Here is a 20968-nt window from a genome sequence, read left to right as displayed (position 1 = left end):
CCCGGCGACGCCCGCGTGATGCGGGTCGTCACCGGGGGCCGGCCTCGGGAGCGTCGGGCCGCGGGCCCGCGCGACGGCGGCGGGCCCGGCGGTGGGTCAGCAGATGCGCGGAAGCTGCTCCCCGAGGGGCATGTCCACCACCCGGGTGCCGCCCAGACCGGTGGCCGCGACCACCATGCCGGGATGGTCGGGCACGCACTGCCCGATCGCCACGGACTCCTTGCCCAGCGGATGGGCCCGCATCGCCGCCAGCACGGCGTCGGCGTGCTCGGCCGCCACGAACGCGACCAGCTTGCCCTCGTTGGCCACGTACAGCGGGTCGAGGCCGAGGAAGGCGCAGGCGTTGGCGACCGTCTCCGGGACGGGCAGCGACCGCTCGTCGAGCCGGACGCCGACCCGGGCCGCCGCCGCGATCTCGTTCAGCGAGGTCGCCAGACCGCCGCGGGTCGGATCGCGCAGCACATGGATGTCGGGGCAGACGGCCAGCATGTCCGCGACCAGACCGGCCAGCGACGCGGTGTCGCTCTGGATCTCGACGCCGAACTCAAGACCCTCGCGCACACTCATGATCGCCACCCCGTGCACGCCGATCGGCCCGCTGACCAGCACCACGTCACCGGGGGCCGCGCGCTGCGGACGGATGTCGACGCCGTCCGGGATCAGGCCGATCCCGGCGGTGTTGATGAAGACGCCGTCGCCGTGACCGGCGTCCACGACCTTGGTGTCGCCGGTCGCGACCAGCACCCCTGCCGTCCGCGCCGCCTCGCCCATCGCCTCGGCCACGCGCCCCACGACGGAGAGCTCCACCCCCTCCTCCAGGATGAACGCGCAGGAGAGGTAGGCGGGTACCGCCCCGGCCATGGCCAGGTCGTTGACCGTGCCGTTGACGGCGAGGTCCCCGATGCTGCCGCCGGGGAAGAACAGCGGCCGTACGACGAAGGAGTCGGTGGAGAAGGCGAGCCGGGCGCCGCCCATCAGCAGATGGGCGGAGTCGCCGAGCTCGGCGAGCACCTTGTTGCCGAACGCGGGCGCGAACAGGTGCTCCACCAGCTCGGCGGAGAGCGTGCCGCCACCGCCGTGCCCCATCACGATCCTGTCGTGGTCGCGCAGCGGCGCCGGACAGGTCCAGGAGGAGAAGTCGGCGGGAGCGTAGGCCGAGTCAGCCAACGGAACTCGCCTCCTTGTCCGGGGTCTCCAGACGCCGGTAGAGGTAGTACGCGGCGCACGCGCCCTCGCTGGAGACCATGGTGGCGCCCAGCGGATTGCGCGGAGTGCACTCCTTGCCGAACGCGGCGCACTCGTGCGGCTTGATGAGCCCCTGGAGCACCTCGCCGCTGCGGCAGACCGTCGACTCCTCGGTCTCGATGCCCGTGACCGAGAAACGGTGCTCGGCGTCGAACTCGCGGTACTTGGGCGACAGCCGCCAGCCGCTCACCGGGATCATGCCGATCCCGCGCCAGGCCCGGTCGGTGACCTCGAAGACGTCGGAGAGCATGGCACGCGCCGCGGGGCTTCCCTCGGGCTGCACCGCGCGCGGATAGGCGTTCTCCACGGTGTGCTCTCCCGCCTCCAGCTGGATGACCGCACGGCGGATGCCCTCCAGGATGTCGAGCGGCTCGAAGCCCGTCACGATGATCGGAACCCGGTGCCGCTCGGCGAGTTCGGGATACTCGGTCGTGCCCATCACCGTGCAGACGTGCCCGGCGGCGAGGAACGCCTGCACCCGGCAGTCCGGCGAGTTCATGATCGCGTCGATGGCCGGGGGCACCCGGACGTGCGAGACCAACAGGCTGAAGTTGGGGATGCCCAGCTTCTTGGCCTGGTACACGGTCATCGCGTTGGGCGGGGCCGTGGTCTCGAAGCCGATGCCGAAGAACACGACCTGCCGGTCGGGGTTCTCCTGCGCGATCTTCAGCGCGTCCAGCGGCGAGTACACGACCCGCACGTCCGCGCCCTCGCTCTTGACCTTGAACAGGTCGCGGCCGCTGCCGGGCACGCGCAGCATGTCGCCGAAGGAGCAGAAGATCACGTCCGGCCGGGAGGCGATCTCCAGCGCCTTGTCGATGATCTCCAGCGGGGTGACACAGACCGGGCAGCCCGGCCCGTGGATCAACTGGATCTCCTCGGGCAGGAGCTGGTCGATGCCGTGGCGGATGATCGAGTGCGTCTGGCCGCCGCAGACCTCCATCAGGGACCAGGGCCGGGTGGTGACGGCCCTGATGTCGTCGAAGAGCCGCTTGGCGAGGACCGGATCGCTGAACTCGTCCAGATACTTCATGACCGCGCCTCCTTCTCGGCGCCCTTCAGGGGCGGAAGTCCGGTTCCCGCGGGGCGTTCGGCGCCGGCGTCCCGGGCGGCCTTGCCCCAGGCGTCGCCGAACTCCTCCTCAAGGACACCGAGGTTCTCGAACAGTTCCAGGGTCTGCTTCGCCGACTCCTCGTCCAGCCGCTGCAACGCGAACCCCACATGGACGATGGCGTAGTCACCGACCTTCATGTCCGGCACGTACTCCAGACACACGTCCTTGACGACACCGCCGAAGTCCACCTTGGCCATCCGCGTCGCGTCACGTTCCTCGATCTCCAGCACTCGGCCGGGTACGGCCAGACACATGACTCGCTCCTGCCTCACTCGTACGCTCCGCCGCGTCAGTCCAGCGACCGGGCGGCGACGGCCAGTTGGCCGAGGGCCAGACCGCCGTCGTTGGGGGGAACCCTGTGGTGCCTCAGCACGGTGAAGCCGTCCCGTTCCAGGACGGCCCCGCAGCCCTCGGTGAGCAGGGCGTTGCAGAACACCCCGCCGCTGAGGGCGACCGTGCCGATGCCGGTCCGTCTCCGTGCCACCGCGCACACCTCCAGGACCAGGTCCGTGACGGCCCGGTGGAACCGGCGGGCCACGGCACCGGCCGCGACACCGGCCCTGACGTCCGCGACGGCGGCGGCCAGGACCGGCGCCGGGTCGGCGACGATCGGCGCCCCGGGGTCCTGACGGACCGCTCTCAGCATGAACCGGTACGCGTCGTCCCGCTCGTCGTCGGCGAGCGTCCCCGAGAGATCGGCCAGCGCCGCGTTCTCCAGCTCCATCGCCGCCTGCGCCTCGTACTCCACCCGGTGACAGACGCCCGCGAGCGAGGACACCGCGTCGAAGAGGCGTCCCATGCTGGACGTGGGAACGCAGTGGAGCCCGCGTTCCAGCTGCCGTTGGAGCAGCCGCCGCTCCTCGGGCGTGGCCGCCGCAGCGCACGGCAGGTCGTCGTGCCAGGGCAGTCCCGCGGCCCGCAGATGCGACAACGCCATGCGGTAGGGGTTGCGTACGGCCGCGTCGCCGCCCGGCAGCGGGACATAGCCCAGATGGGCGAACCGCCGGTATCCGTCGTAGTCGGCGAGCAGCACCTCGCCTCCCCACACGGCACCGTCGTCGCCGTAGCCGGTCCCGTCGAAGGCGACCCCGATCACCGGCGACGAGCCGTCGAGACCGTGCTCGGCCATCGCCGAGGCGACATGGGCGTGGTGGTGCTGCACCTGGCGCAGGGGCAGCCCGCGGGCTGCGGCGGCGCGCCGCGCCCACTGGGTGGAGCGGTAGCCGGGATGCCGGTCGGCGACGAGCAGGCGCGGTGCGACGCCGGTGAGGTCCGTCAGATGGCCGGTGGCCCGCTCGAAGGCGGTCAGGGTGGCCAGGTCGTCCATGTCGCCGACGTGCGCGGACAGCCAGGCGTAGCGGCCGTCCCCGGCGCAGAAGGTGTTCTTCAGGTCACCGCCCACGGCCAGGGCCGGGAGCACCGGCACCGGGAGCGCGACCGGGAAGGGGGCGTAGCCGCGCGACCGCCGCACCGGGAGCTCGGCGCCCGCGCACACCCGTACCACCGAGTCGTCACAGGGCACATGGACGGGCCGGTCGTGGCCGAGCCAGGCGTCGGCGAGTCCCGCAAGCCGGGTCAGCGCCTCCGCGTCGTCGGTGACGATGGGCTCGCCCGAGCGGTTCCCGCTGGTCATCACGAGGACGGCGGGACCCGGCGGATCACCGGGCAGCCCGAGCAGCAGCCGGTGCAGCGGGGTGTACGGGAGCATGACGCCGAGGTCCGGGCTGCCCGGCGCGACGCCCGCCGCGATCTCGTCGCCCGCCTCCGCCCGCCGCCGCAGCAGGACCACCGGCTTGCGCGGCCCGAGGAGCAACTCCCGCTCCTCGGGCCCGACATGGGCCAGCCGCCGGACGGTGTCCAGCGAACCGGCGAGCACCGCGAAGGGCTTGCCCCCGCGGTTCTTGCGCTTGCGCAGGGTGCGTACGGCCGCGGGATCGCCCGCGTCGCACGCCAGGTGGTAGCCGCCGATCCCCTTGACCGCGACCACGGCACCCTCCGCCAGCAGCCGGCGGGCCTCGGCGAGCGCGTCCCCGTCGCGCAGCTCGCCCGGATCGTCCGCCCCGGTGCGCAGGGTGAGCCGGGGCCCGCAGGCGGGGCAGGCGATCGGCTGGGCGTGGAAGCGGCGGTCGGCCGGGTCGGTGTACTCGCGGGCGCAGTCGTCGCACATCGGGAAGCCCGCCATGGTGGTGCTGTCCCGGTCGTACGGCAGCGAGGTCACGATGGTGAACCGCGGGCCGCAGTGCGTACAGGTGATGAAGGGGTGCCGGTACCGCCGGTCGGCGGGATCGGCGAGTTCGCTCAGACAGGCGTCGCAGGTCGCGGTGTCCGGCGAGACCAGGGTGCGGCCCGGTCCGGCGGTGGAGGGGCGGATGGTGAACTCCGAGCCCTCGCCCTCCAGGGGTACGGCCTCGTGCTCCACCGACTCGACGACCGCGAGCGGAGGCGGCCGCGTGCCGATCCGCGCGCAGAACTCCGCCACGGCGTCGGCCGGGCCCTCCACCTCGGCCTCGACGCCCCGCGCGTTGTTGGTGACCCAGCCGGTCAGCCCGAGTTCGCACGCGAGGGTGTAGACGAAGGGCCGGAACCCCACTCCCTGGACCACGCCCGTGACGGTGACGTGCCGGCGCTCGCGCCCCGGGGAGCTGTTCACCGGGTCTGTCCCCGCACGCCGGGCCGCGTGGACGCGTGGACGTGTTCGCGTCCGTCGACGTGTTCGTGCCGGCCGGTGTGGTCGTGCCCGCCGGCCGGGCGGTGCTCGTCGCCGTGCGTGTGCCCGTCGCCGTGCTCGTGCCCGTCCGCCGGGGGGTGTTCGTGGCCGTGCTCGTGCCCGTTCTCGTGGCTGCGCAGATACCGCTCGTGCTCCCGCGCCAGGACCGGTACGTGCGTCTCCTCGCCGGCCGCGCAGCGCAGGACGTGCGCCAGCAGGGCGTCGACCCCCACGCCGGTACGGGCCGAGGTCTCCAGGACCGGCACCCCGGGATTGACCTGCCGTACACCCCGCAGGAACGCCTCCCGGTCGAAGCCGACGGCGTCCGCGATGTCGGTCTTGGTGATCACGACCAGCTGCGCGAGGCCGAAGGCGGTCGGGTACTTGACCGGCTTGTCCTCGCCCTCGGTCACCGACGCGAGCGCGACGCGCAGGGTCTCCCCGAGGTCGTAGGAGGCGGGGCAGACCAGATTGCCGACGTTCTCGACGAACAGCAGCCGGGTGCCCTCGGGCAGCCAGCCCTCGAGCTTCCGCCGGAGCATGCCGGCCTCAAGGTGGCACAGCCCGTCGGTGAGGATCTGCCGCACCGGCGCGCCGGAACGGGCCAGTCGGGTCGCGTCGTTCTCGGTCGCCAGATCGGCGGTGACGGCCGCGGCCGGGGTGCCGCCCGCGACGGCGCGCGTGAGCAGCTGTTCGAGCAGGGCCGTCTTGCCGCTGCCCGGACTGGACAGCAGGTTCACCGCCACCGTGCCGCGGTCACCCAGATAGCCCCGCAGGGCCAGCGCGTTCTCGTCGTTCTTGGCGAGCACGGCCTGATGCAGGTCAACGGTGCGGCACATGGCTCGCCTCCTCGTCGCGTACCTCCGGGCGACCGTCGGCCAGCGTCACCCGGACGATCTCCAGCTCACGGCCGCCGAGCAGGGTCAGCGGCGCCCCGCATCCGGCGCACCACAGCACCGGGGGCATCCCGGTCGGCGCCTCGCGGCCGCAGCCCTCGCAGCGGCCCCGTGCCTCGACAGTCTCGATCAGCAGCCGCGCACCCGCCAGCGCGGTGCCCTCGGCCGCGAGCCCGAACGAGAAGTCCAGGGCCTCGGGCACCACCCCCGCCAGCTCGCCGATCCGCAGGGTCAGCGACTCGACCGCGCGGCCCTGGTCCCGTACGGCCTCCTCGACCTGTTCGACGACCGCGACGGCGATCGACAGCTCATGCATCACCCTCACCTCCCGCCGCTCCACCGCCGCGCGGGGCCGCCTCGCCCGGATGTGAGGCGCGCGCATGGCTGGTTACCCTGAGAACACGATGACCGGGCAAGAGGTCGAGCGACGCGCTCTGCTCACCCCGGTGCTGCTCCTGTTGCTGGCCGAACGCCAAGGTCATGGCTATGAACTGGTGCAGCGCCTGGGCGCTTTCGGCTGCGGCGACGCGGACCAGGCGCATGTGTACCGGCTGCTGCGGGGCATGGAGGGCAGCGGCGAGGTCACCTCGCACTGGCACGCCTCGGAGAGCGGACCCGCGCGCCGTGTCTACGCGATCACCCAGCAGGGCGCCATGAACCTCGCCCTGTGGTTCGTACGCCTGGGTGAACTCCACGGCACCCTGCATCTCTTCCTGGAGCGGTACGTACAGCTCGAGGACGTCGGAGGCCGCGCCGGGCGCGACGGCGGCAGTCCGCGCGCCGGGGCGCGTCCACCGGATCACGCACGGCCGCCCGATCATTCACGTCCGCCGGATCACATGCGCCGCATGCGCAAGTAGCGGCGGATGTCGGAGAGGTTCCTCGCGACGCCGTAGGCCACTACGAGGCCCGCGGCCAGGCCAACCCATTGCCATTCCATCCTTGCCTCCATCGTGGTCAGCTCCGCTGGGGTACGGAGGTGGCGCGGTGTACCAGGTCGAGCACCAGGTCGGCGGCGGCGTCCACGGCACCGGCCACCGGGGGAGTCAGCCCCATGCCCTCGCCGGTGTCCTGGGGAACGCAGCCGACGACGTACACCTCCCTCGGAAGGGTGCCGCCCGCGCCGGCGTGCAGATCGTGCAGCAGGGCCAGCACGGTGGCCGGGTCCATGGCGTGGGTGTCCAGCGGGCCGGGACCGTTCCGTGCGGCGGGGGGTTCGGGGCCGACGTCGATCGTGTGGAGCGTGCCCGGCGGACCCTCGCGGGCGACGATGTCCACCAGCACGAGCGTCCGGTAGCCCTCCAGCAGTCGATAGGCGAGGTGCACCCCCCGGATCCCGGCGTCCATCAGCTCGACGCCGGGCGGCAGTTCAGGGGTCCGGGCGGCGAGCCGCCGTAGGGTCTCCACCCCGAACCCGTCGTCGCCGAGGAACACGTTGCCGACTCCGGCGACGAGCACGCGGCCCCTCCCGCGCTCCTCGGCCCCACCGGCAGGGCCGCTGCGATCGGACTCGGTCATGGCGTCTCCTCCGGGTCCGTCAGCGGGGCCACCTCGTCGGGCTTGAAGTACAGGAAGCGGCCCTGGGCCCTGCGTACGTCGGTGCCGGGGTCGTCGTCCACGACGACGGCGAGATGCGTCTCGCCGTCGAGGTCGCCGACCACGGCCTCGACCGTGGCGTGGCGGCCGTGCAGGAAGGCGTCCTGGGCGTCGGAGCGCCGGGCGCCGGGGGTGAGTCTGACCCTGCTGCCGGCGCGTACCGTCGCCCCGTCGATGACGACGACGGCGGGCACCTCGTCGGCCCCCGCGTCCTGCGCCGGGTCCCACCAGGGATGGCCCGGGCCCTGGGGCAGGCTCAGGCCGGTGTCGGGAGCGGCCGGGACCGGCTCGCCCGGCGGGTCCTCGCCGGTGATCTCGCGCAGCCCCCGGATCGCCCCGTGCAGCCGTCCGCGGACCGCGTCCGGCATGTCGTCCACCAGGTCGATCACCCCCGCGGCGCGGGCGTCCGTGCCGCGGGCCTCGCGCTTCTCGCGGTCGGTGAGCGCGGCCGTGCGCAGCGAGAGGATCTCGTCGATCTCGGTGGCGTCGTAGAGGGGCCCCGGGCTCTCCTCGGCGACGGCGGGGTGGTCCTCCAGGATGATCGGCGAGGACAGCATGACGTCGTCCGCGCCGGGCGGGCCCGCGAGCACGGGCCAGGTGCGGTCGTTGTGGCAGCTCGCCGCGGCCGGACGGGCCCACTCCGGCGGGTCCGTCAGCGACAGGAACCGTCCCCCGGGAATCCCGAGCAGCAGATGGGTGCCGATCAGGCTGTGGGCGAGCGCGGTCTCCCGGTCGGCGTCGGCCCGGTCCGGGACGGCCGTGGTGTTGTGCACGCTCACCGTGAGCCGCAGCACCCGGTAGGGCCCGGGCAACTCCTCGACACGGGGCCGCAGTTCGCCGGTCAGCCGCTGTCTGCGCCGCACGAGCCGGCCCACCGTCCGGCCCTCGGCGTCGGTCACCGGCTCGTACGCGACGGCGTCCGGGAGGTCGAACCGTACGGCGTGCCGGGATGCTTGATCGCCCGTCAGTTCTTCGAGCGTCTCATGGATCAGGACGCGTTCCTCGTGCCCCTCGTCCCAGGGGACCAGCACCCGGTCGGGAAGCTCCAGTTCGGGAACCTCCGTGTAGCCGCCGTCGGGGTCGAGCCGTTCGACGGTGCGCCGCCGCACGTGCAGGAAGCGCAGTTCGGCGTGGAGCCGGTCGCCCTTGCGGGGTTCCAGCAGACACTCGGTCCGCTGGACGGAGTGCTCGCCGGTCGTGGCGGTCCAGGCGGGCGGCACGAGCACGCCGAACTGCCAGCGCAGCTGGTTCTTGGCGGCGGAGGCGCGGTAGGGGTAGAGGACGTATCCCTCGAACAGGACGGCGTCCGCCACCGCGCGGGCCCGCTCGAAGCGGTCCTCCAGGGGATTGCCCATCTCAGTCGGCCCCCTTCGCTTCGGCCTTCGCGTCGGCGGTGGCCAGGAGTTCGTCGAAGACCCGCTCCCAGGACGGCAGGGCGCGCGCGGAGCGGTAGCGGCGCAGCGCGTCGAGCACGTCGAGACGTACGCGCAGCCAGCCCGAGTTGGGGAAGTACTGCTCGATCATGTTGCGCCACACGTCCACCGGCATCCGGTACGTCGTCTCCTTGTGCCAGGGCACCGGCTCGGCGCGGAAGCCGTCCCGGCCGGTGAACACCGTGCCGGAGAACAGCAGGAGCAGCGGCACCTCGCCCCGGGACAGCGCCCGGAAGTACGACGCGGACGCGACCTCGGTGTCGTAGGTGCAGGGCACCGGGAGATCGACCTCGGTGGAACCGGTGAACCCCGGGACGGTGATGGAGGTGTGCGCGAACTGCAACGGCTTGAGCGTGCTGTTCCAGCGGCTCGGCTCACCGAAGAGGTCGCCCAGCATGCCGACCTCCTCCGGCTCGTAGGAGCGCCCTGCCGGCTCGATGCGGATCTGGCAGCGCAGCGCGAGGGCGTGCACCGGCTGATGGTCCGTCTCCTCGATGCGCAGCCCGAACAGCAGCGTGGGCCCGGCCCCGTACGGCTCGGGCCGCACGCCGGTGCACGTGAACTGGAGATCGGTCACGGGGCGCCCCCGGACCGCGAGGCGGGGTCCCCGGCAGCCGGATGTGCCGACGGGGCGGCGGGTCCGTGGGCCGGGGGGTGCGACGGCCGGGCCGCGGCGGTGATCCGCTCCAGGAAGTCCGCGATGTCCGCGCGGGCCTCGGCGCCGCCGTCGAAACCCTTCCAGTGCAGCCGCATCCGGCCGACCAGTTCGTAGCAGACGTCCACCGGGACGAGCGTGCACGTCACCGCGCCGCTCCGTCCGCGGTGCAGCAGCAGTGCCTCCACGTCGGGTTCCAGCAGTTCGGCCAGCCGGCTGCGGCCCAGCACGGCGTCCCAGGTGGCCGGGTCGAGTTCGCTCTCGGTGGCGCCCGCGGGGCTCGGATAGAAGGCCGCGAGCCTCCCGAGCTCGGAGTTGCGGAAGAAGAAGGCGAGCGCGACCGGGATCTGGAGCCGGTTCCAGTCCGCCTCGTCCAGCTCGAATCCGGGATCGGTGAGATACCGGTCGGGGACCGCCCGGAAGCGTCCCTGGCCCGCGCCCGGCCGGGTGAAGAGCAGATGGCAGGGAGGACATGCGCACTTCAGGGACCGCCGGGAGGTGTCGACCAGATGCCGGTGCTCGGTGGGCAGCGGTTCCCCGCACAGGTCGCAGCGCTCGCCCTCGGGCGGCGGCCTGCGGGTGAACTGCCTGAGGATGTCGGTGGTCACGGCCCCGCCCCCAGCAGTTCGCCGGGCAGCGCCACCCGCACCGCCGCGCCGTCCTCCAGCAGCGGTACGGGCTCCAGGTGGCCCTCCTCGCCCCGGCCGGCCCGGCGCACGTCGAACGCGGCCCCGCAGCCCGCGCACCGCAGCAGTTCACCGTCGAGGACCGCGGGAGCCAGGTCCGCCGTGCACAGGGGGCAGCGGTCGCGGTAGGCGTACAACTGCCCCGGCAGACGCACCAGCAGCAGGGTGCGGCCGGCGACCTCGGTGATCCCGGTGGTGCCGTCGCCCACCGGCAGCGAGCGCGGGCCGAGTTCGTACCAGCGGGCCGTCCCGCCGGGCTCCGCGGACGGTGCCGTCCCGCCTGGGGCCGTCCCGCCCGGTGCCGTGCCCGGGGCGTCGTCCGGCCGGTGCGGCAGGATCTGGAGCAGCGCGGGCTGCGGGTCCTCCGCTGTCATGCCCTCGACCTCGATGTGCGCGACCTCGGGGGCGATCCGGGCGACCGCCTCCTCGATGGTCCAGCGCACGGTCTGGGTGGAGGAGGGACAGCCGTCGCAGCTGCCGCGCAGCCTGAGGCGCAGCGTCGGACCGCCGTCCGCCTCCAGGTCGAGCCCGGCCACCTCGACGTCGCCCGCGTGCGAGCCGAGGTAGGGGCGGACCTTGTCGAGGGCCCGGCCCACCCGGGTCGCGGTGTCCTCGGGGTGCAGATCGTGCAGGATCAGCAGATCGCCGACGAGTTCGTCGGCGGTCAGGACAGCGAGGGGGTCCGCGCCGGCGGGCGCGGAGCGCAGCAGGCGGACGGCCCGGGCCAGGCCCTCGCCGTAGAACTCCATGAGGCAGCGCACCAGTTCGTCCGCGACATCGCGCGCCTCGGGTCCCGCCCGCTGCGCCAGCTCGTCGAGCAGCGCGCCCATCCGCTCGCCCGTCTCCTGTCCGGCCATCGGCAAGCCCCTCTCGTGAGGCTCCTGAGGAAGGTCGCATCGCGATGAACGTCTTCGTCGGACCGCGATGGACGTCGGATCCCGGGAAGGTCAGACCGCCAGTCCGCTCAGCCCCGTCGGCATGTGCGTCTGCTCCACGGTCCGGCCGCCGCCGACGTACATGTGCACGCCGCACGGCAGACACGGGTCGAAGCTGCGGACGGCCCGCATGATGTCGATGCCCTTGAAGTTCTCGGGCGGGTTCTCCTCGAAGATGGGGGTGTTCTGCACGGCGTCCTCGTACGGGCCCGGTGTGCCGTAGCTGTCGCGCACGCTGCCGTTCCACGGGGTCGGCGGATACGGGTGGTAGTTGGCGATCTTCCCGTCCCTGATCACCATGTGGTGGGAGAGCACACCCCGGACCGCCTCGGTGAAGCCGCAGCCGATCGACTCGTCCGGCACGTCGAACTTCTCCCAGGTCTGGGTGCGTCCGGCGCGTACCTCCTCCATGGCCTGTTCGGCGAAGTACAGGGCCGCCGCGGCGGCGTACGCCTGGAAGTAGGTGCGGGCCCGGTTGCGTTCGAGGGCGTTGCTCCACCGCGGGATCGTCCACTCCAACGCCATCTCCGGCTTGGTCATCGTGCGCGGCAGGTTGATCTGCACGCTGTGCCCGGTGGCCTTGATGTAGCCGATGTCGACGAGCCCGGACAGGGCCGTGGACCACAGGCGGGCGATCGGGCCGCCGCCGGTGTCCAGTGCCAGATGGTCGGTGCCGTCGAACCAGCGCGGCGACATGACCCAGCTGTACTTGTCGTCGAAGTCCCGCTTCTGCGGGGCCGGGATGGTGTGCTGGTTCCACGGGTGCCGCTCGTCGACCGGGTTGCCCAGCGGGTCGCGCTCGACGAACTTCTCCATGCCCGACCAGTCCTCGTAGTACGAGCTGCCGAGCAGGATGCGGATGCCGAGGTTGATGTCGACGAGGCTGTTGGTGACCAGCTTGCCGTCCACGACGACGCCCGGGGTGACGAACATCCGCCGGCCCCAGTTCTCCATGTTGGCGTACTGGAAGTCGCAGTACTCCGGGTCGTTCAGGGCGCCCCAGCAGCCCAGCAGCACCCGGCGCCTGCCGACGTCCTCGTACCCGGGAAGGGCCTCGTAGAAGAAGTCGAAGAGGTCGTCGTGGAGCGGGACGACCCGCTTCATGAACTCCACGTAGCGGGTGAGCCGGGTCAGGTAGTCGGTGAAGAGCTGGATCGTGGCGACCGTGCCGACGCCGCCCGGGTAGAGCGTGGAGGGGTGCACATGGCGTCCCTCCATCAGGCAGAACATCTCCCGGGTGTAGCGGCTGACCTGGAGCGCCTCACGGTAGAACTCGCCCTCCAGGGGGTTGAGCGAGCGCATGATGTCGGCGATCGTGCGGTAGCCGTGGTCGGCCGCGTGCGGGGCCTCGGTGCGCTCGGCCAGTTCCAGCACTCCGGGGTTGGTCTCGCGGACCATCCGCTCGCAGTAGTCCACGCCGACCAGGTTCTCCTGGAAGATGTTGTGGTCGAACATGTACTCCGCGGCCTCACCGAGGTTGATGATCCACTCGCCGAGGTGCGGGGGTGCCACGCCGTACGCCATGTTCTGGGCGTACACGGAGCAGGTGGCGTGGTTGTCGCCGCAGATGCCGCAGATCCTGCTGGTGATGAAGTGCGCGTCGCGCGGGTCCTTGCCGCGCATGAACACGCTGTACCCGCGGAAGACGGACGAGGTGCTGTAGCACTCCGCGACCCGCTTCGCCTTGAAGTCGATCTTGGTGTGGATGCCGAGACTGCCGACGATGCGGGTGATCGGGTCCCACGACATCTCCGTGAGGCCGTCACCGGCCGGCTTGTTCGTCGCCGTCGCCATGGTGCCGCGCCACCTTCCTGTCGAGTGTCTGCTCAGCGGGCGACCGTGGTCACCACGGGGCCTTGTAGCCGGTCGTGAGCTCCTCGCTCCTGCCGCGCCACTTCGGTTCCTTGTCGACGGTCTTCGCGGTGATGTTCCGCAGCCGCCGGATGACGGATCCGTAGATACCGCTCGCCGTCGCGGACACATGACCGCCCGGCGGCTCGTCCATGAACGGCATGAACTTGTCGGGGAAGCCGGGCATGGTGCAGGCGATGCAGATCCCGCCGACGTTCGGGCAGCCGCCCACGCCGTTGATCCAGCCGCGCTTGGGCACGTTGCACTTGACCACCGGGCCCCAGCAGCCGAGTTTGACCAGGCACTCGGGAGATCCGTACTCCTTCGCGAACTGCCCCTGCTCGTAGTAGCCGGCGCGGTCGCAGCCCTCGTGCACCGTCGCGCCGAACAGCCAGGTCGGCCGCAGCTCCTCGTCGAGCGGGATCATCGGGGCCGCGCCCGCCGCCTGGTACAGCAGGTAGAGCAGCGTCTCGGAGGCGTTGTCCGGGTGCACGGGGCAGCCCGGGATGCAGACGATCGGGATGCCCGCCTTCGACTTCCACTCCCAGCCCAGGTAGTCGGGCACGCCCATCGCGCCGGTCGGGTTCCCGGCCATCGCGTGGATTCCGCCGTACGTCGCGCAGGTGCCGATGGCGACCACCGCGAGCGCCTTGGGCGTGAGCCGGTCGAGCCACTCACTGGTGGTGATGGGCTGGCCGGTCTCGGGGTCGTCCCCGAAGCCGCACCAGTAGCCCTCGGGCTTGACCCGCTCGTTGGGGATGGATCCCTCGACGACCAGCACGAAGGGCTCCAGCTCGCCCCGGTCCGCCTTGAAGAACCATTCGACGAAATTGTCGGCGCCCTCCACGGGCCCGCACTCGAAGTCGATCAGGGGCCAGTGCACCGCCACCTTGGGCAGTCCCGGCAGGGCGCCGAGCGCCAGTTCCTCGATGCTCGGCTGGGTCGCGGCGGTGAGCGAGACCGAATCCCCGTCACAGCTCAGCCCCGCGTTGATCCAGAGAATGTGGACGGTCGGGTCCTCCTGCGCGTCGTCCTGCGCGGCCGGGCCCGCCGTCGTCTCCGTCGGGGCGTTCATGAGCCCTCCTGGAATCAGCTCATTCAGGTCATAACTGTCCAAACAGCCTTCTCTATGGTTACCGCCCGGAAGCATCGCCGGTAAGTGCGAACGGGCCCTATCGCCACCCCGCACCCTCGGGTCACGCGATGGCTCGAAATGTTCGCAAAATTGCTGGGTATTTTGTTAACAATCTTGTAGCGTGCGTGACGCCTTGGGCCCGAGGTGTCAGTGGATCACTCGATACGCAACAAGAGGAGACCCCATGCAGTCGCTCTCGGAATCCTCCGATCGAGCAGCCTCCGCCCGCCCGGCGGGTGCGGGGAAAGGGCACGGCCGCGGGCGCCGGGTGAGGGGCGTGGCGATAGCGGGCTCACTCGCCCTGACGGCGTTCGCGGTGCCCACGTCCGCGCTCGCCGACGAGGCGCGGACCGTCTCGCACGTCCATGCCGCGGACCCGCAGGACGCGGCCCTGGCCTTCGACCCCGGCGCGTACACCACGCTCACCGTCACGATCGACGGCCAACCGGTCACGGTGCGCGCCTACAGCGAACTCTGCTACGTCGCCGCCCCGGTCGCCGCGGCCGCCCAGCAGTCCGGCATCTTCGGGACCACCACCATCGGCAACACCCGCTGCGGCTACGAGAGCATGAACGTCTTCGTGCCCGAGAGCGCCTTCGACGACCAGCGCGCGCCGATCTACTTCGCGGTGAACAACGCGGGCTGGATGGCCAGTTACATCCGAGCGAGTGTCACCGACGGCGCCTCCTACAACAGCGCGACGAGCAACGTCGGCGCGGCCCTGAAGGCCGGCTCCGTCTTCGTGGACGTCGCCAACCGCAGCCGCGGACTGACCGGCGCCGACGGCTCCTCGCCGGGCAAGGCCCCGGCCGCGGTGGTCGACGCCAAGGCCGCGGTCCGCTACCTCCGCCTCAACGACGCCGCCATGCCCGGCAGCGCCGAGCGGATCGTCGTCAACGGCACCAGTGGCGGTGGCGCGCTGTCCGCGATCCTGGGCGCCTCGGGCAACAGCCCCGCCTACGACTCCTACCTCGCCGCGATCGGCGCGGCGGGCGTCGACGCCAAGGGCCGCAGCACCCTGCGCGACGACGTGTTCGCGGTGAACGCGTACTGCCCGATCACCGACCTCGGCAACGCCGACACCGCCTACGAGTGGCTCTACAACGTCCTCGGCACCCGCGACGCGACCGGCTCGAACGCCACGCCCCAGGACGCCGCCGAGATCGCCGCCCGGTTCCCGGCGTACGAGAAGAGCCTCAAGCTCCACAACCCCGACGGTTCCCGGCTCACCGCCGACGACATGCTCGACACGATCCGGAAGGAGGTGATCCGCTCCGCGGAGACCTATATGAAGGCCGACCCGGCCCACACCGTTCCCGCGCTCGGGGCCACCTTCGACATCACGTCCGGCGGGCCCGGCGGCACCACCACCAAGTCGTACGTGAACGACTGGATCGACGTCGACAACGCCAAGGACACGGTGCTGTCGGTCGACATGGCGAAGTACCTGAAGTTCGTCGCCACCCAGGCCACCCTGAAGACGACACCCGCCTTCGACGCCGTGGGCGTGCACGGGAACACCACCAGCGGGACCGAGACCAACCTCTTCGGTCCGTACACCCAGAAGTACATGAACTACACCGAGTGGAGCTGGAACCACAACGACGTCGCCGGTGACGGCAGCGGCACGGACGACACCGGGCTGACCTGGGACCAGTACACCGCCCTGGGGAGCACGACCCTCGACGACCGGATCCATCTGATCGACCCGATGGACTTCATCGGCACGAACGCCGACACCGCGCCCAACTGGTACGTCCGCAACGGCACACGGGACCGGGACACCTCGTTCATCGTCTCGGTCAACCTGGACCGTGCGCTGGAGGCGGACCCGCAGGTCGGGAACGTCGACTACCGGCTCGCCTGGAACCAGCCGCACGCCGGCAACTACGACGTGCCGGAGGCCACGGCCTGGATCGCCGAGGTGGTCAGGAAGGCCGGCGACCCACTCGCCACCCGTCACCACCGTTCCGCGGGACATTAGCGTCCGTCCAGATCGTCATGTACCCCTCTCCCTCCCCGGGCGGTCTCGTCCAGGAGCGGGTGGTGAGCGTGTGCAGCCGCCCGCTCACGATCGCGTGACGCGGCAGCCGGGCGCCGAACTCCGCGGCCAGCGCCTCCAGCAGCGGCCGTTCGGCCTCGGCGCCGCCGTCGCCGTCGCCGAAGAACCGGTCCGGGTCCAGCGCCTCCGGTATCTCCCCGCTCCGCCGGACCTCTCCGTCCGCGAACGTGAACGCGTACTCCTCGGCGCCCTCCCGCGCCACCGACAGATGGAAGAACGGCTTGCCGTGCCGTGCCCTCAGACCGCACCACACCACCACCGCGCGGGTTCCGGCCCCGGCATCCGGGGCCGGGGAGACGAACCGCCGCCCGTCGAACGGGGCGGGGTCGCCGTCGAAGGCGAAGCTCCAGCGGCCGCCGGCCCGGCCGACCGCCATGAGCGCCCTGTCGTCGTACGAGGAGAACTCCCGTCTGCCGAGGAGTGATCCGCGGCGCGCCTCCCAGGCGGTGAGGGGCGCGCTCAACTCGGCCACGGCCCCTGCCTCGTTGGGATCCCCGGCCCTGTTCGGGCCCCCGGTTCCGGGCTCGGCGGGCTCGGCCCGGTTCGCGTCGCGGCCGGCGTTCCCGGGCGCGTCCTCGCCGTCGTTCCCCTTCTCGCGCGCGAGGCGTCCGGGCAGTTCGCGCGGCTCCACGCCCTCCACCAGGACGAAGCGGTACGACGTGCGGTCGCCGCCCCGGTCCGGTTCCGCGAGCCACGCCAGCCCCGGCGGGTCGAGGTCGGGTGTCTCGTCGGGCGCGGCACCGGCCTGTCCTGCTCTCGGCGTGGACAGCAGCTCCCGGCCGCGTTCCGGGGTCAGCAGCGGCCCGAGCAAGGGGTCGCCCACCCATCCGAGCGGTGCCAGGTGGTCAGGGCCCAGCGGCTCCCACAGGGGCAGGGCGTTCCTCAGCGTCCGCCACGCCTCGTCACCCTCTCCCCAGCGCGCCAGTTCACGCGCCCGCTCGACCGCCTCCCCGAACGGACCGGCGGGCGCGTAGCGGTAGGTGCCGTTCCTCACCTGGTCCAGCGTGGCGTGGGCGCGTGCCACCAGGGCCTCGTCCGCGCCCCGCAGGTGGAACCTCAGCGTGGAGTCGTCGCGCGCGTGCGCCGCGTGTTCGGCCACCAGGGGCGGCAGCAGCTCGCCCGCGTACCGCGGATCCGTCACCAGGTCCTCGAAATCGACACTGTGGGACTGACCCAGCAGACGCCGTATCTGGTCACCCAGCCCCGTGGCCGACGGCCTGCCGTACTCCCGCGCCTCGTCCAGCGCCGCCAGGGCCCGCTCCCAGCCGCCGCGCAGCGCTTCCAGCCGGGCCTCTTCCACCCGGGCGTCCAGCTCCCGGGTCGTGTCGTTGACGAACGCCGGCTCCCCTTCGCCGTCGCGCGACCGCAGCCGGTGGAACTCCCGGTGCATCTCCCGCATGAACTCACGGAAGTTGGCGTGCCGTTCGGGCGGTGCGGCCCGCCAGCTCGCCCAGGTGTACACGGCCCACTCGCCGTCCTCGTCCGCGTCCTCGGGATCCATGAGGACGTACGTGGCGTCGGACGTCACGTCGAGCTGGAGTCCGCGTCGCCAGATCTCCACCTCGCGCCGCTCCTCAGGACCGGCGTCCTCCTCCAGATACTCCTCGAACGAGGCCCCGAGGCCCGACGCGTCCTCGTGCCAGCTCGCGTCCCGCGTCCCCGCCAGCAGCCACACGAATCCACCGGCGTGGCGCCACCCGTCGCTGACGGAGAGGAACTCGCGGTACGACGACGGCATCCGGCGGCCCAGGCGCTCCTCCATGGCCGCGATCCGTTCCTCGGGCGCGGGCGGTAAACCCAGCCACCGCGCCTGCCGGGCACCTTGTTCGTCCTCGCCGAGCACCTCGTCCTCGGGCAGGGAGTCCGCCCACTCCTCGCTCCACCGGAGCAGGAAGGACCGCCAGTCGAATGCCATGGATTCGCTCATGAACACGATGCTGCCACCCGCCACTGACAACGGCCGTGGTGCGGCCGAGGTGCCCTGAAGGGGCTCACCGGGTGTCAGATATCGCCCGTACCGCGCCATTAGGTGGATATGACCGAATTGCCCCCAGGGTGTCGGACGTCACTGGGCCGCGCTCGGCGCGGTCAACTCGGCTGCGGGGCAAGAAGTTCCAGGACATGCGGGCGCACTTTCGCGTCGGCGGGCCACTTGCGCAACGAGTTCGCCTCGCGCAGAGTCCATCACCGTTCAGTCCGTCATTTGCTCTCTTGTTCCGCAAATGGCCCAGCTGTCGCATGGGGGCGAAAGGTCACGCGTACATGCCAATGAATTACACAACGGACAACCGGAAACACCGCCGCCCTCGCGCCATGCGAACGAAACTGGGTGCGCTCGCGGTCGCCACCGCCGCGCTCGCCGGGGGCGTGCTCACGCAAACGGATCAGGCCGAGGCCGCCACACCCGACGTGGTGGTCGACTCCCTGTCCGTGGTGTCGGCCCCGAACGGACAGTCCAAGGCCACCGCCACGGTCCACGGCGTCAAGACGATCAAGCTCCAGGCGCTGACCGTGGCCGTGCGCTCCGCCGACGGCGCCAACCGCGACTTTCCCGGAGCCGTCGCGACGACACTGGGAACCCGGTCCACCACCTTCACCTCGGGCTCCCGCGCGTTTCCCGCCGGTACCTATACGTATTACGTCGCTTACAAGTTCCACGACCACTGGCACAGTCTCTCTCCGGTGAAGTCCTTCACCGCCGGTGCCGGCACCGGCACCGCGACACCCGCGCCGACGGCCTCGGCTCCCTCGGGCACGGCCACGCCGACGCCGTCCACACCGGCACCGACGGCGACGGCGTCCACGCCCGGCTCGGCCGTACCGTCTTCCGCGCCGTCTTCTTCCGCGCCGTCCTCGACCGGTGCGGCGCCCGTCGGTATCCCCGGCACGTGGCACCCGGTGTTCGCCGACGAGTTCAACGGCGGCGCCCTTGACGCCTCCAAGTGGAACGCGAACTGGTTCGGCTGTCCCACGTGCGTCACCAGGCCGCCGAACTCCGCCGAGGGGTCCGCCTATTCGCCGTCGCAGGTCACGGTCGGCGACGGATCGCTCCATCTCAAGCTCGCCCAGCAGCCGACCACCGTCGGCGGCAAGACGTATCCCTACGTCTCCGGCCTGGTGACCAGCAACGGCAAGGCCCAGTTCACCTACGGCGCCTTCGAGGCCCGCATCTACACCCCGTCGTCCGGTTCGCAGATGGCCAACTGGCCCTCCTTCTGGGCCGACGGACAGAACTGGCCGACGGACGGCGAGCTGGACGTCCTGGAAGGGCTGGGCGGCTCCGCCTGCTACCACTTCCACTCCCCGGCGGGCGGCCCGGGAGGCTGTGCCTCCGGCACCTACTCCGGTGGCTGGCACACGTTCGGCGCCGACTGGAAGCAGGGTTCCGTCACGTACTACTACGACGGAAAGCAGGTCGGTCAGATCACCTCGGGGATCACGTCCGCCCCGATGTACCTGATCCTCAACAACGCCGTCAACCCCAGTCACAGCGGGACCAACGTGGCCCCCGCCGACATGCAGGTCGACTACGTGAGGGTCTGGCAGCACTGACCCCACGGACCCGCCGGGGCGCCGGCCGCATCGAGCGGCCGGCGCCCTCCGGGCTGTCGGCCCCCGGGCGGCCGGCACCCGTGTGACGGCGCGGTGCCCGAGGCGCGCCGTCCCGCGTCACGACGGTCCGGCCGCGACGGCCTGTTCCGGCGCCCGCCCGGATGCCTCGGCCTCCGCCACGAACCAGTCGACGGTGTTGCGAAGCCCCTCTTCCAGAGGCACCCGCGGCTGCCAGCCGAGCGTCTCCCGGGCCCGGGTGACGACCGGGCGCCTGCGGAGGGGATCGTCGACGGGCAGCGGGAGGCGGCGCAGCCCGGCGTCCGATCCGGTGATGCCCGTCACCAGTTCCGCGAGTTCCAGCACCGTGTGCTCCTCCGGATTGCCCAGGTTGATCGGACCCGGCTCGGCGGAGTCGAGCATGGCCACCAGACCTTGGACCAGGTCGTCGACGTAACAGAAGCTCCGCGTCTGGGTGCCGTCGCCGAAGATCGTCAACGGTTCGCCCCGGAGCGCCTGCCGGATGAAACTGGAGATCACCCGGCCGTCGTACGGACGCATCCGGGGGCCGTACGTGTTGAAGATCCGGACGATCCCCACATCGACCCCGCGGCTGCGCCGGTACGCCATGGAGATCGCCTCCGCGAAGCGCTTGGCCTCGTCGTAGACGCTGCGGGGGCCGATGGGATTGACGTTCCCCCAGTAGCCCTCGTCCTGCGGATGCACCGCGGGATCCCCGTAGACCTCGCTGGTGGACGCCAGGACGAAGCGGGCCTTCTGGCTCTCGGCCAGCCGCAGCATGTTCTCCGTGCCCCGGCTGCCGACCGCCAGCGTCTCCAGCGGGTGACGGTGGTAGTCCGCCGGGGAGGCGGGAGACGCGAGATGGGCGACGGCGTCGACCGTCCGGGGGAAGCGGAACCGCTCCGTGACGTCGCACGGAACGAAGTGGAAGCCCGGCAGGTTCAGCAGACGGGCGATGTTGGCCTTCCGGCCCGAGGAGAAGTTGTCCAGGCAGTAGACGGTGTCACCCCTGCGGAGCAGTTCCTCGCACAGATGGGACCCCAGAAAGCCGCTGCCACCGGACACGACGACACGCATGGGACT

General features: G+C 71.6%; 18 protein-coding genes. 3 read left to right on the top strand and 15 right to left on the bottom strand.

Annotation, left to right across the window (positions count from 1 at the left end; translation table 11 throughout):
- Window positions 1–96: 96 nt before the first annotated feature.
- Genes hypE through WJM95_RS03225 form a run of 6 tightly spaced genes read right to left on the bottom strand, consistent with a single transcriptional unit; the run spans window position 97 to window position 6278 of the window.
- Window positions 97–1167: a hydrogenase expression/formation protein HypE gene (gene hypE, locus WJM95_RS03250; protein ID WP_339127933.1), complete on the bottom strand. Its 1071-nt coding sequence runs from the start codon at window positions 1165–1167 to the stop codon at window positions 97–99.
- Entirely contained in the window at window positions 1160–2278 is a 1119-nt protein-coding gene (hypD, locus tag WJM95_RS03245) for a hydrogenase formation protein HypD (RefSeq protein ID WP_339127932.1), read from the bottom strand. Before hypD ends, hypE begins: the two co-directional genes overlap by 8 nt.
- A complete protein-coding gene (locus tag WJM95_RS03240) occupies window positions 2275–2613 on the bottom strand; it encodes a HypC/HybG/HupF family hydrogenase formation chaperone (protein WP_339127931.1) in 339 nt (112 codons plus the stop codon). Before WJM95_RS03240 ends, hypD begins: the two co-directional genes overlap by 4 nt.
- 35 nt (window positions 2614–2648) lie before the next feature.
- Window positions 2649–5009 (bottom strand): carbamoyltransferase HypF, encoded by a 2361-nt coding sequence (gene hypF, locus WJM95_RS03235; protein ID WP_339127930.1) that lies wholly within the window; start codon window positions 5007–5009, stop codon window positions 2649–2651.
- Entirely contained in the window at window positions 5006–5905 is a 900-nt protein-coding gene (gene hypB / locus WJM95_RS03230) for a hydrogenase nickel incorporation protein HypB (protein ID WP_339127929.1), read from the bottom strand. The genes hypF and hypB overlap by 4 nt, the downstream gene beginning before the upstream one ends.
- Entirely contained in the window at window positions 5889–6278 is a 390-nt protein-coding gene (locus WJM95_RS03225) for a hydrogenase maturation nickel metallochaperone HypA (RefSeq protein WP_339127928.1), read from the bottom strand. Before WJM95_RS03225 ends, hypB begins: the two co-directional genes overlap by 17 nt.
- A gap of 88 nt (window positions 6279–6366) precedes the next feature.
- Between WJM95_RS03225 and WJM95_RS03220 the strand changes: the two genes are divergently transcribed.
- Window positions 6367–6822, top strand: coding sequence for a helix-turn-helix transcriptional regulator (locus WJM95_RS03220; RefSeq protein WP_339127927.1), 456 nt, complete (start codon window positions 6367–6369; stop codon window positions 6820–6822).
- Window positions 6823–6919: 97 nt separating this feature from the next.
- Here the strand turns inward: WJM95_RS03220 and WJM95_RS03215 are convergent, their stop codons facing one another.
- The 7 genes from WJM95_RS03215 to WJM95_RS03185 all read right to left on the bottom strand — a co-directional run bounded on the left by WJM95_RS03215 (window position 6920) and on the right by WJM95_RS03185 (window position 14193).
- Window positions 6920–7480, bottom strand: coding sequence for a hydrogenase maturation protease (locus WJM95_RS03215; RefSeq protein ID WP_339127926.1), 561 nt, complete (start codon window positions 7478–7480; stop codon window positions 6920–6922).
- On the bottom strand, window positions 7477–8913 hold the full coding sequence (locus tag WJM95_RS03210; protein ID WP_339127925.1) for a hypothetical protein: 1437 nt from the start codon (window positions 8911–8913) through the stop codon (window positions 7477–7479). The genes WJM95_RS03215 and WJM95_RS03210 overlap by 4 nt, the downstream gene beginning before the upstream one ends.
- Before the next feature lies 1 nt (window position 8914).
- Window positions 8915–9568: a DUF6084 family protein gene (locus tag WJM95_RS03205; RefSeq protein WP_339127924.1), complete on the bottom strand. Its 654-nt coding sequence runs from the start codon at window positions 9566–9568 to the stop codon at window positions 8915–8917.
- On the bottom strand, window positions 9565–10254 hold the full coding sequence (locus WJM95_RS03200; protein ID WP_339127923.1) for a DUF5947 family protein: 690 nt from the start codon (window positions 10252–10254) through the stop codon (window positions 9565–9567). Before WJM95_RS03200 ends, WJM95_RS03205 begins: the two co-directional genes overlap by 4 nt.
- Window positions 10251–11189, bottom strand: a complete 939-nt coding sequence (locus tag WJM95_RS03195; RefSeq protein WP_339127922.1) for a NifU family protein — start codon at window positions 11187–11189, stop codon at window positions 10251–10253. The genes WJM95_RS03200 and WJM95_RS03195 overlap by 4 nt, the downstream gene beginning before the upstream one ends.
- Before the next feature lie 90 nt (window positions 11190–11279).
- Complete coding sequence (locus WJM95_RS03190; protein ID WP_339127921.1) at window positions 11280–13061, bottom strand: nickel-dependent hydrogenase large subunit; 1782 nt, start codon at window positions 13059–13061, stop codon at window positions 11280–11282.
- 49 nt (window positions 13062–13110) lie between these two features.
- The gene (locus WJM95_RS03185; RefSeq protein ID WP_339127920.1) at window positions 13111–14193 is read right to left on the bottom strand and encodes a hydrogenase expression protein HypE; all 1083 of its coding nucleotides are present in this window, start codon (window positions 14191–14193) and stop codon (window positions 13111–13113) included.
- A gap of 337 nt (window positions 14194–14530) precedes the next feature.
- Between WJM95_RS03185 and WJM95_RS03180 the strand changes: the two genes are divergently transcribed.
- Window positions 14531–16237, top strand: a complete 1707-nt coding sequence (locus WJM95_RS03180; RefSeq protein WP_339127919.1) for a subtype B tannase — start codon at window positions 14531–14533, stop codon at window positions 16235–16237.
- On the opposite strand, the gene WJM95_RS03175 is transcribed toward WJM95_RS03180, so the two are convergent.
- Complete coding sequence (locus WJM95_RS03175) at window positions 16182–18242, bottom strand: SMI1/KNR4 family protein (protein ID WP_339127918.1); 2061 nt, start codon at window positions 18240–18242, stop codon at window positions 16182–16184. The genes WJM95_RS03180 and WJM95_RS03175 overlap by 56 nt on opposite strands.
- A 386-nt stretch (window positions 18243–18628) precedes the next feature.
- On the opposite strand from WJM95_RS03175, the gene WJM95_RS03170 reads away from it, so the two are divergent.
- The gene (locus WJM95_RS03170; protein ID WP_339127917.1) at window positions 18629–19867 is read left to right on the top strand and encodes a glycoside hydrolase family 16 protein; all 1239 of its coding nucleotides are present in this window, start codon (window positions 18629–18631) and stop codon (window positions 19865–19867) included.
- Between the two features lie 117 nt (window positions 19868–19984).
- Here the strand turns inward: WJM95_RS03170 and WJM95_RS03165 are convergent, their stop codons facing one another.
- Window positions 19985–20962, bottom strand: coding sequence for a UDP-glucuronic acid decarboxylase family protein (locus WJM95_RS03165; RefSeq protein ID WP_339127916.1), 978 nt, complete (start codon window positions 20960–20962; stop codon window positions 19985–19987).
- Window positions 20963–20968: the final 6 nt, after the last annotated feature.

Origin of the sequence: Streptomyces sp. f51, from assembly GCF_037940415.1 — a bacterium.
Taxonomy (GTDB): Bacteria; Actinomycetota; Actinomycetes; order Streptomycetales; family Streptomycetaceae; genus Streptomyces.
This window is presented reverse-complemented; position numbering and strand designations above follow the sequence as displayed.

Coding starts and splice junctions, on each gene's coding strand:
- hypD (WP_339127932.1), bottom strand. CDS start 2,278: ATGAAGTATCTGGACGAGTTCAGCGATCCGGTCCTCGCCAAGCGGCTC.
- WJM95_RS03240 (WP_339127931.1), bottom strand. CDS start 2,613: ATGTGTCTGGCCGTACCCGGCCGAGTGCTGGAGATCGAGGAACGTGAC.
- hypB (WP_339127929.1), bottom strand. CDS start 5,905: ATGTGCCGCACCGTTGACCTGCATCAGGCCGTGCTCGCCAAGAACGAC.
- WJM95_RS03225 (WP_339127928.1), bottom strand. CDS start 6,278: ATGCATGAGCTGTCGATCGCCGTCGCGGTCGTCGAACAGGTCGAGGAG.
- WJM95_RS03220 (WP_339127927.1), top strand. CDS start 6,367: ATGACCGGGCAAGAGGTCGAGCGACGCGCTCTGCTCACCCCGGTGCTG.
- WJM95_RS03215 (WP_339127926.1), bottom strand. CDS start 7,480: ATGACCGAGTCCGATCGCAGCGGCCCTGCCGGTGGGGCCGAGGAGCGC.
- WJM95_RS03210 (WP_339127925.1), bottom strand. CDS start 8,913: ATGGGCAATCCCCTGGAGGACCGCTTCGAGCGGGCCCGCGCGGTGGCG.
- WJM95_RS03195 (WP_339127922.1), bottom strand. CDS start 11,189: ATGGCCGGACAGGAGACGGGCGAGCGGATGGGCGCGCTGCTCGACGAG.
- WJM95_RS03190 (WP_339127921.1), bottom strand. CDS start 13,061: ATGGCGACGGCGACGAACAAGCCGGCCGGTGACGGCCTCACGGAGATG.
- WJM95_RS03185 (WP_339127920.1), bottom strand. CDS start 14,193: ATGAACGCCCCGACGGAGACGACGGCGGGCCCGGCCGCGCAGGACGAC.
- WJM95_RS03175 (WP_339127918.1), bottom strand. CDS start 18,242: ATGAGCGAATCCATGGCATTCGACTGGCGGTCCTTCCTGCTCCGGTGG.
- WJM95_RS03170 (WP_339127917.1), top strand. CDS start 18,629: ATGCGAACGAAACTGGGTGCGCTCGCGGTCGCCACCGCCGCGCTCGCC.
- WJM95_RS03165 (WP_339127916.1), bottom strand. CDS start 20,962: ATGCGTGTCGTCGTGTCCGGTGGCAGCGGCTTTCTGGGGTCCCATCTG.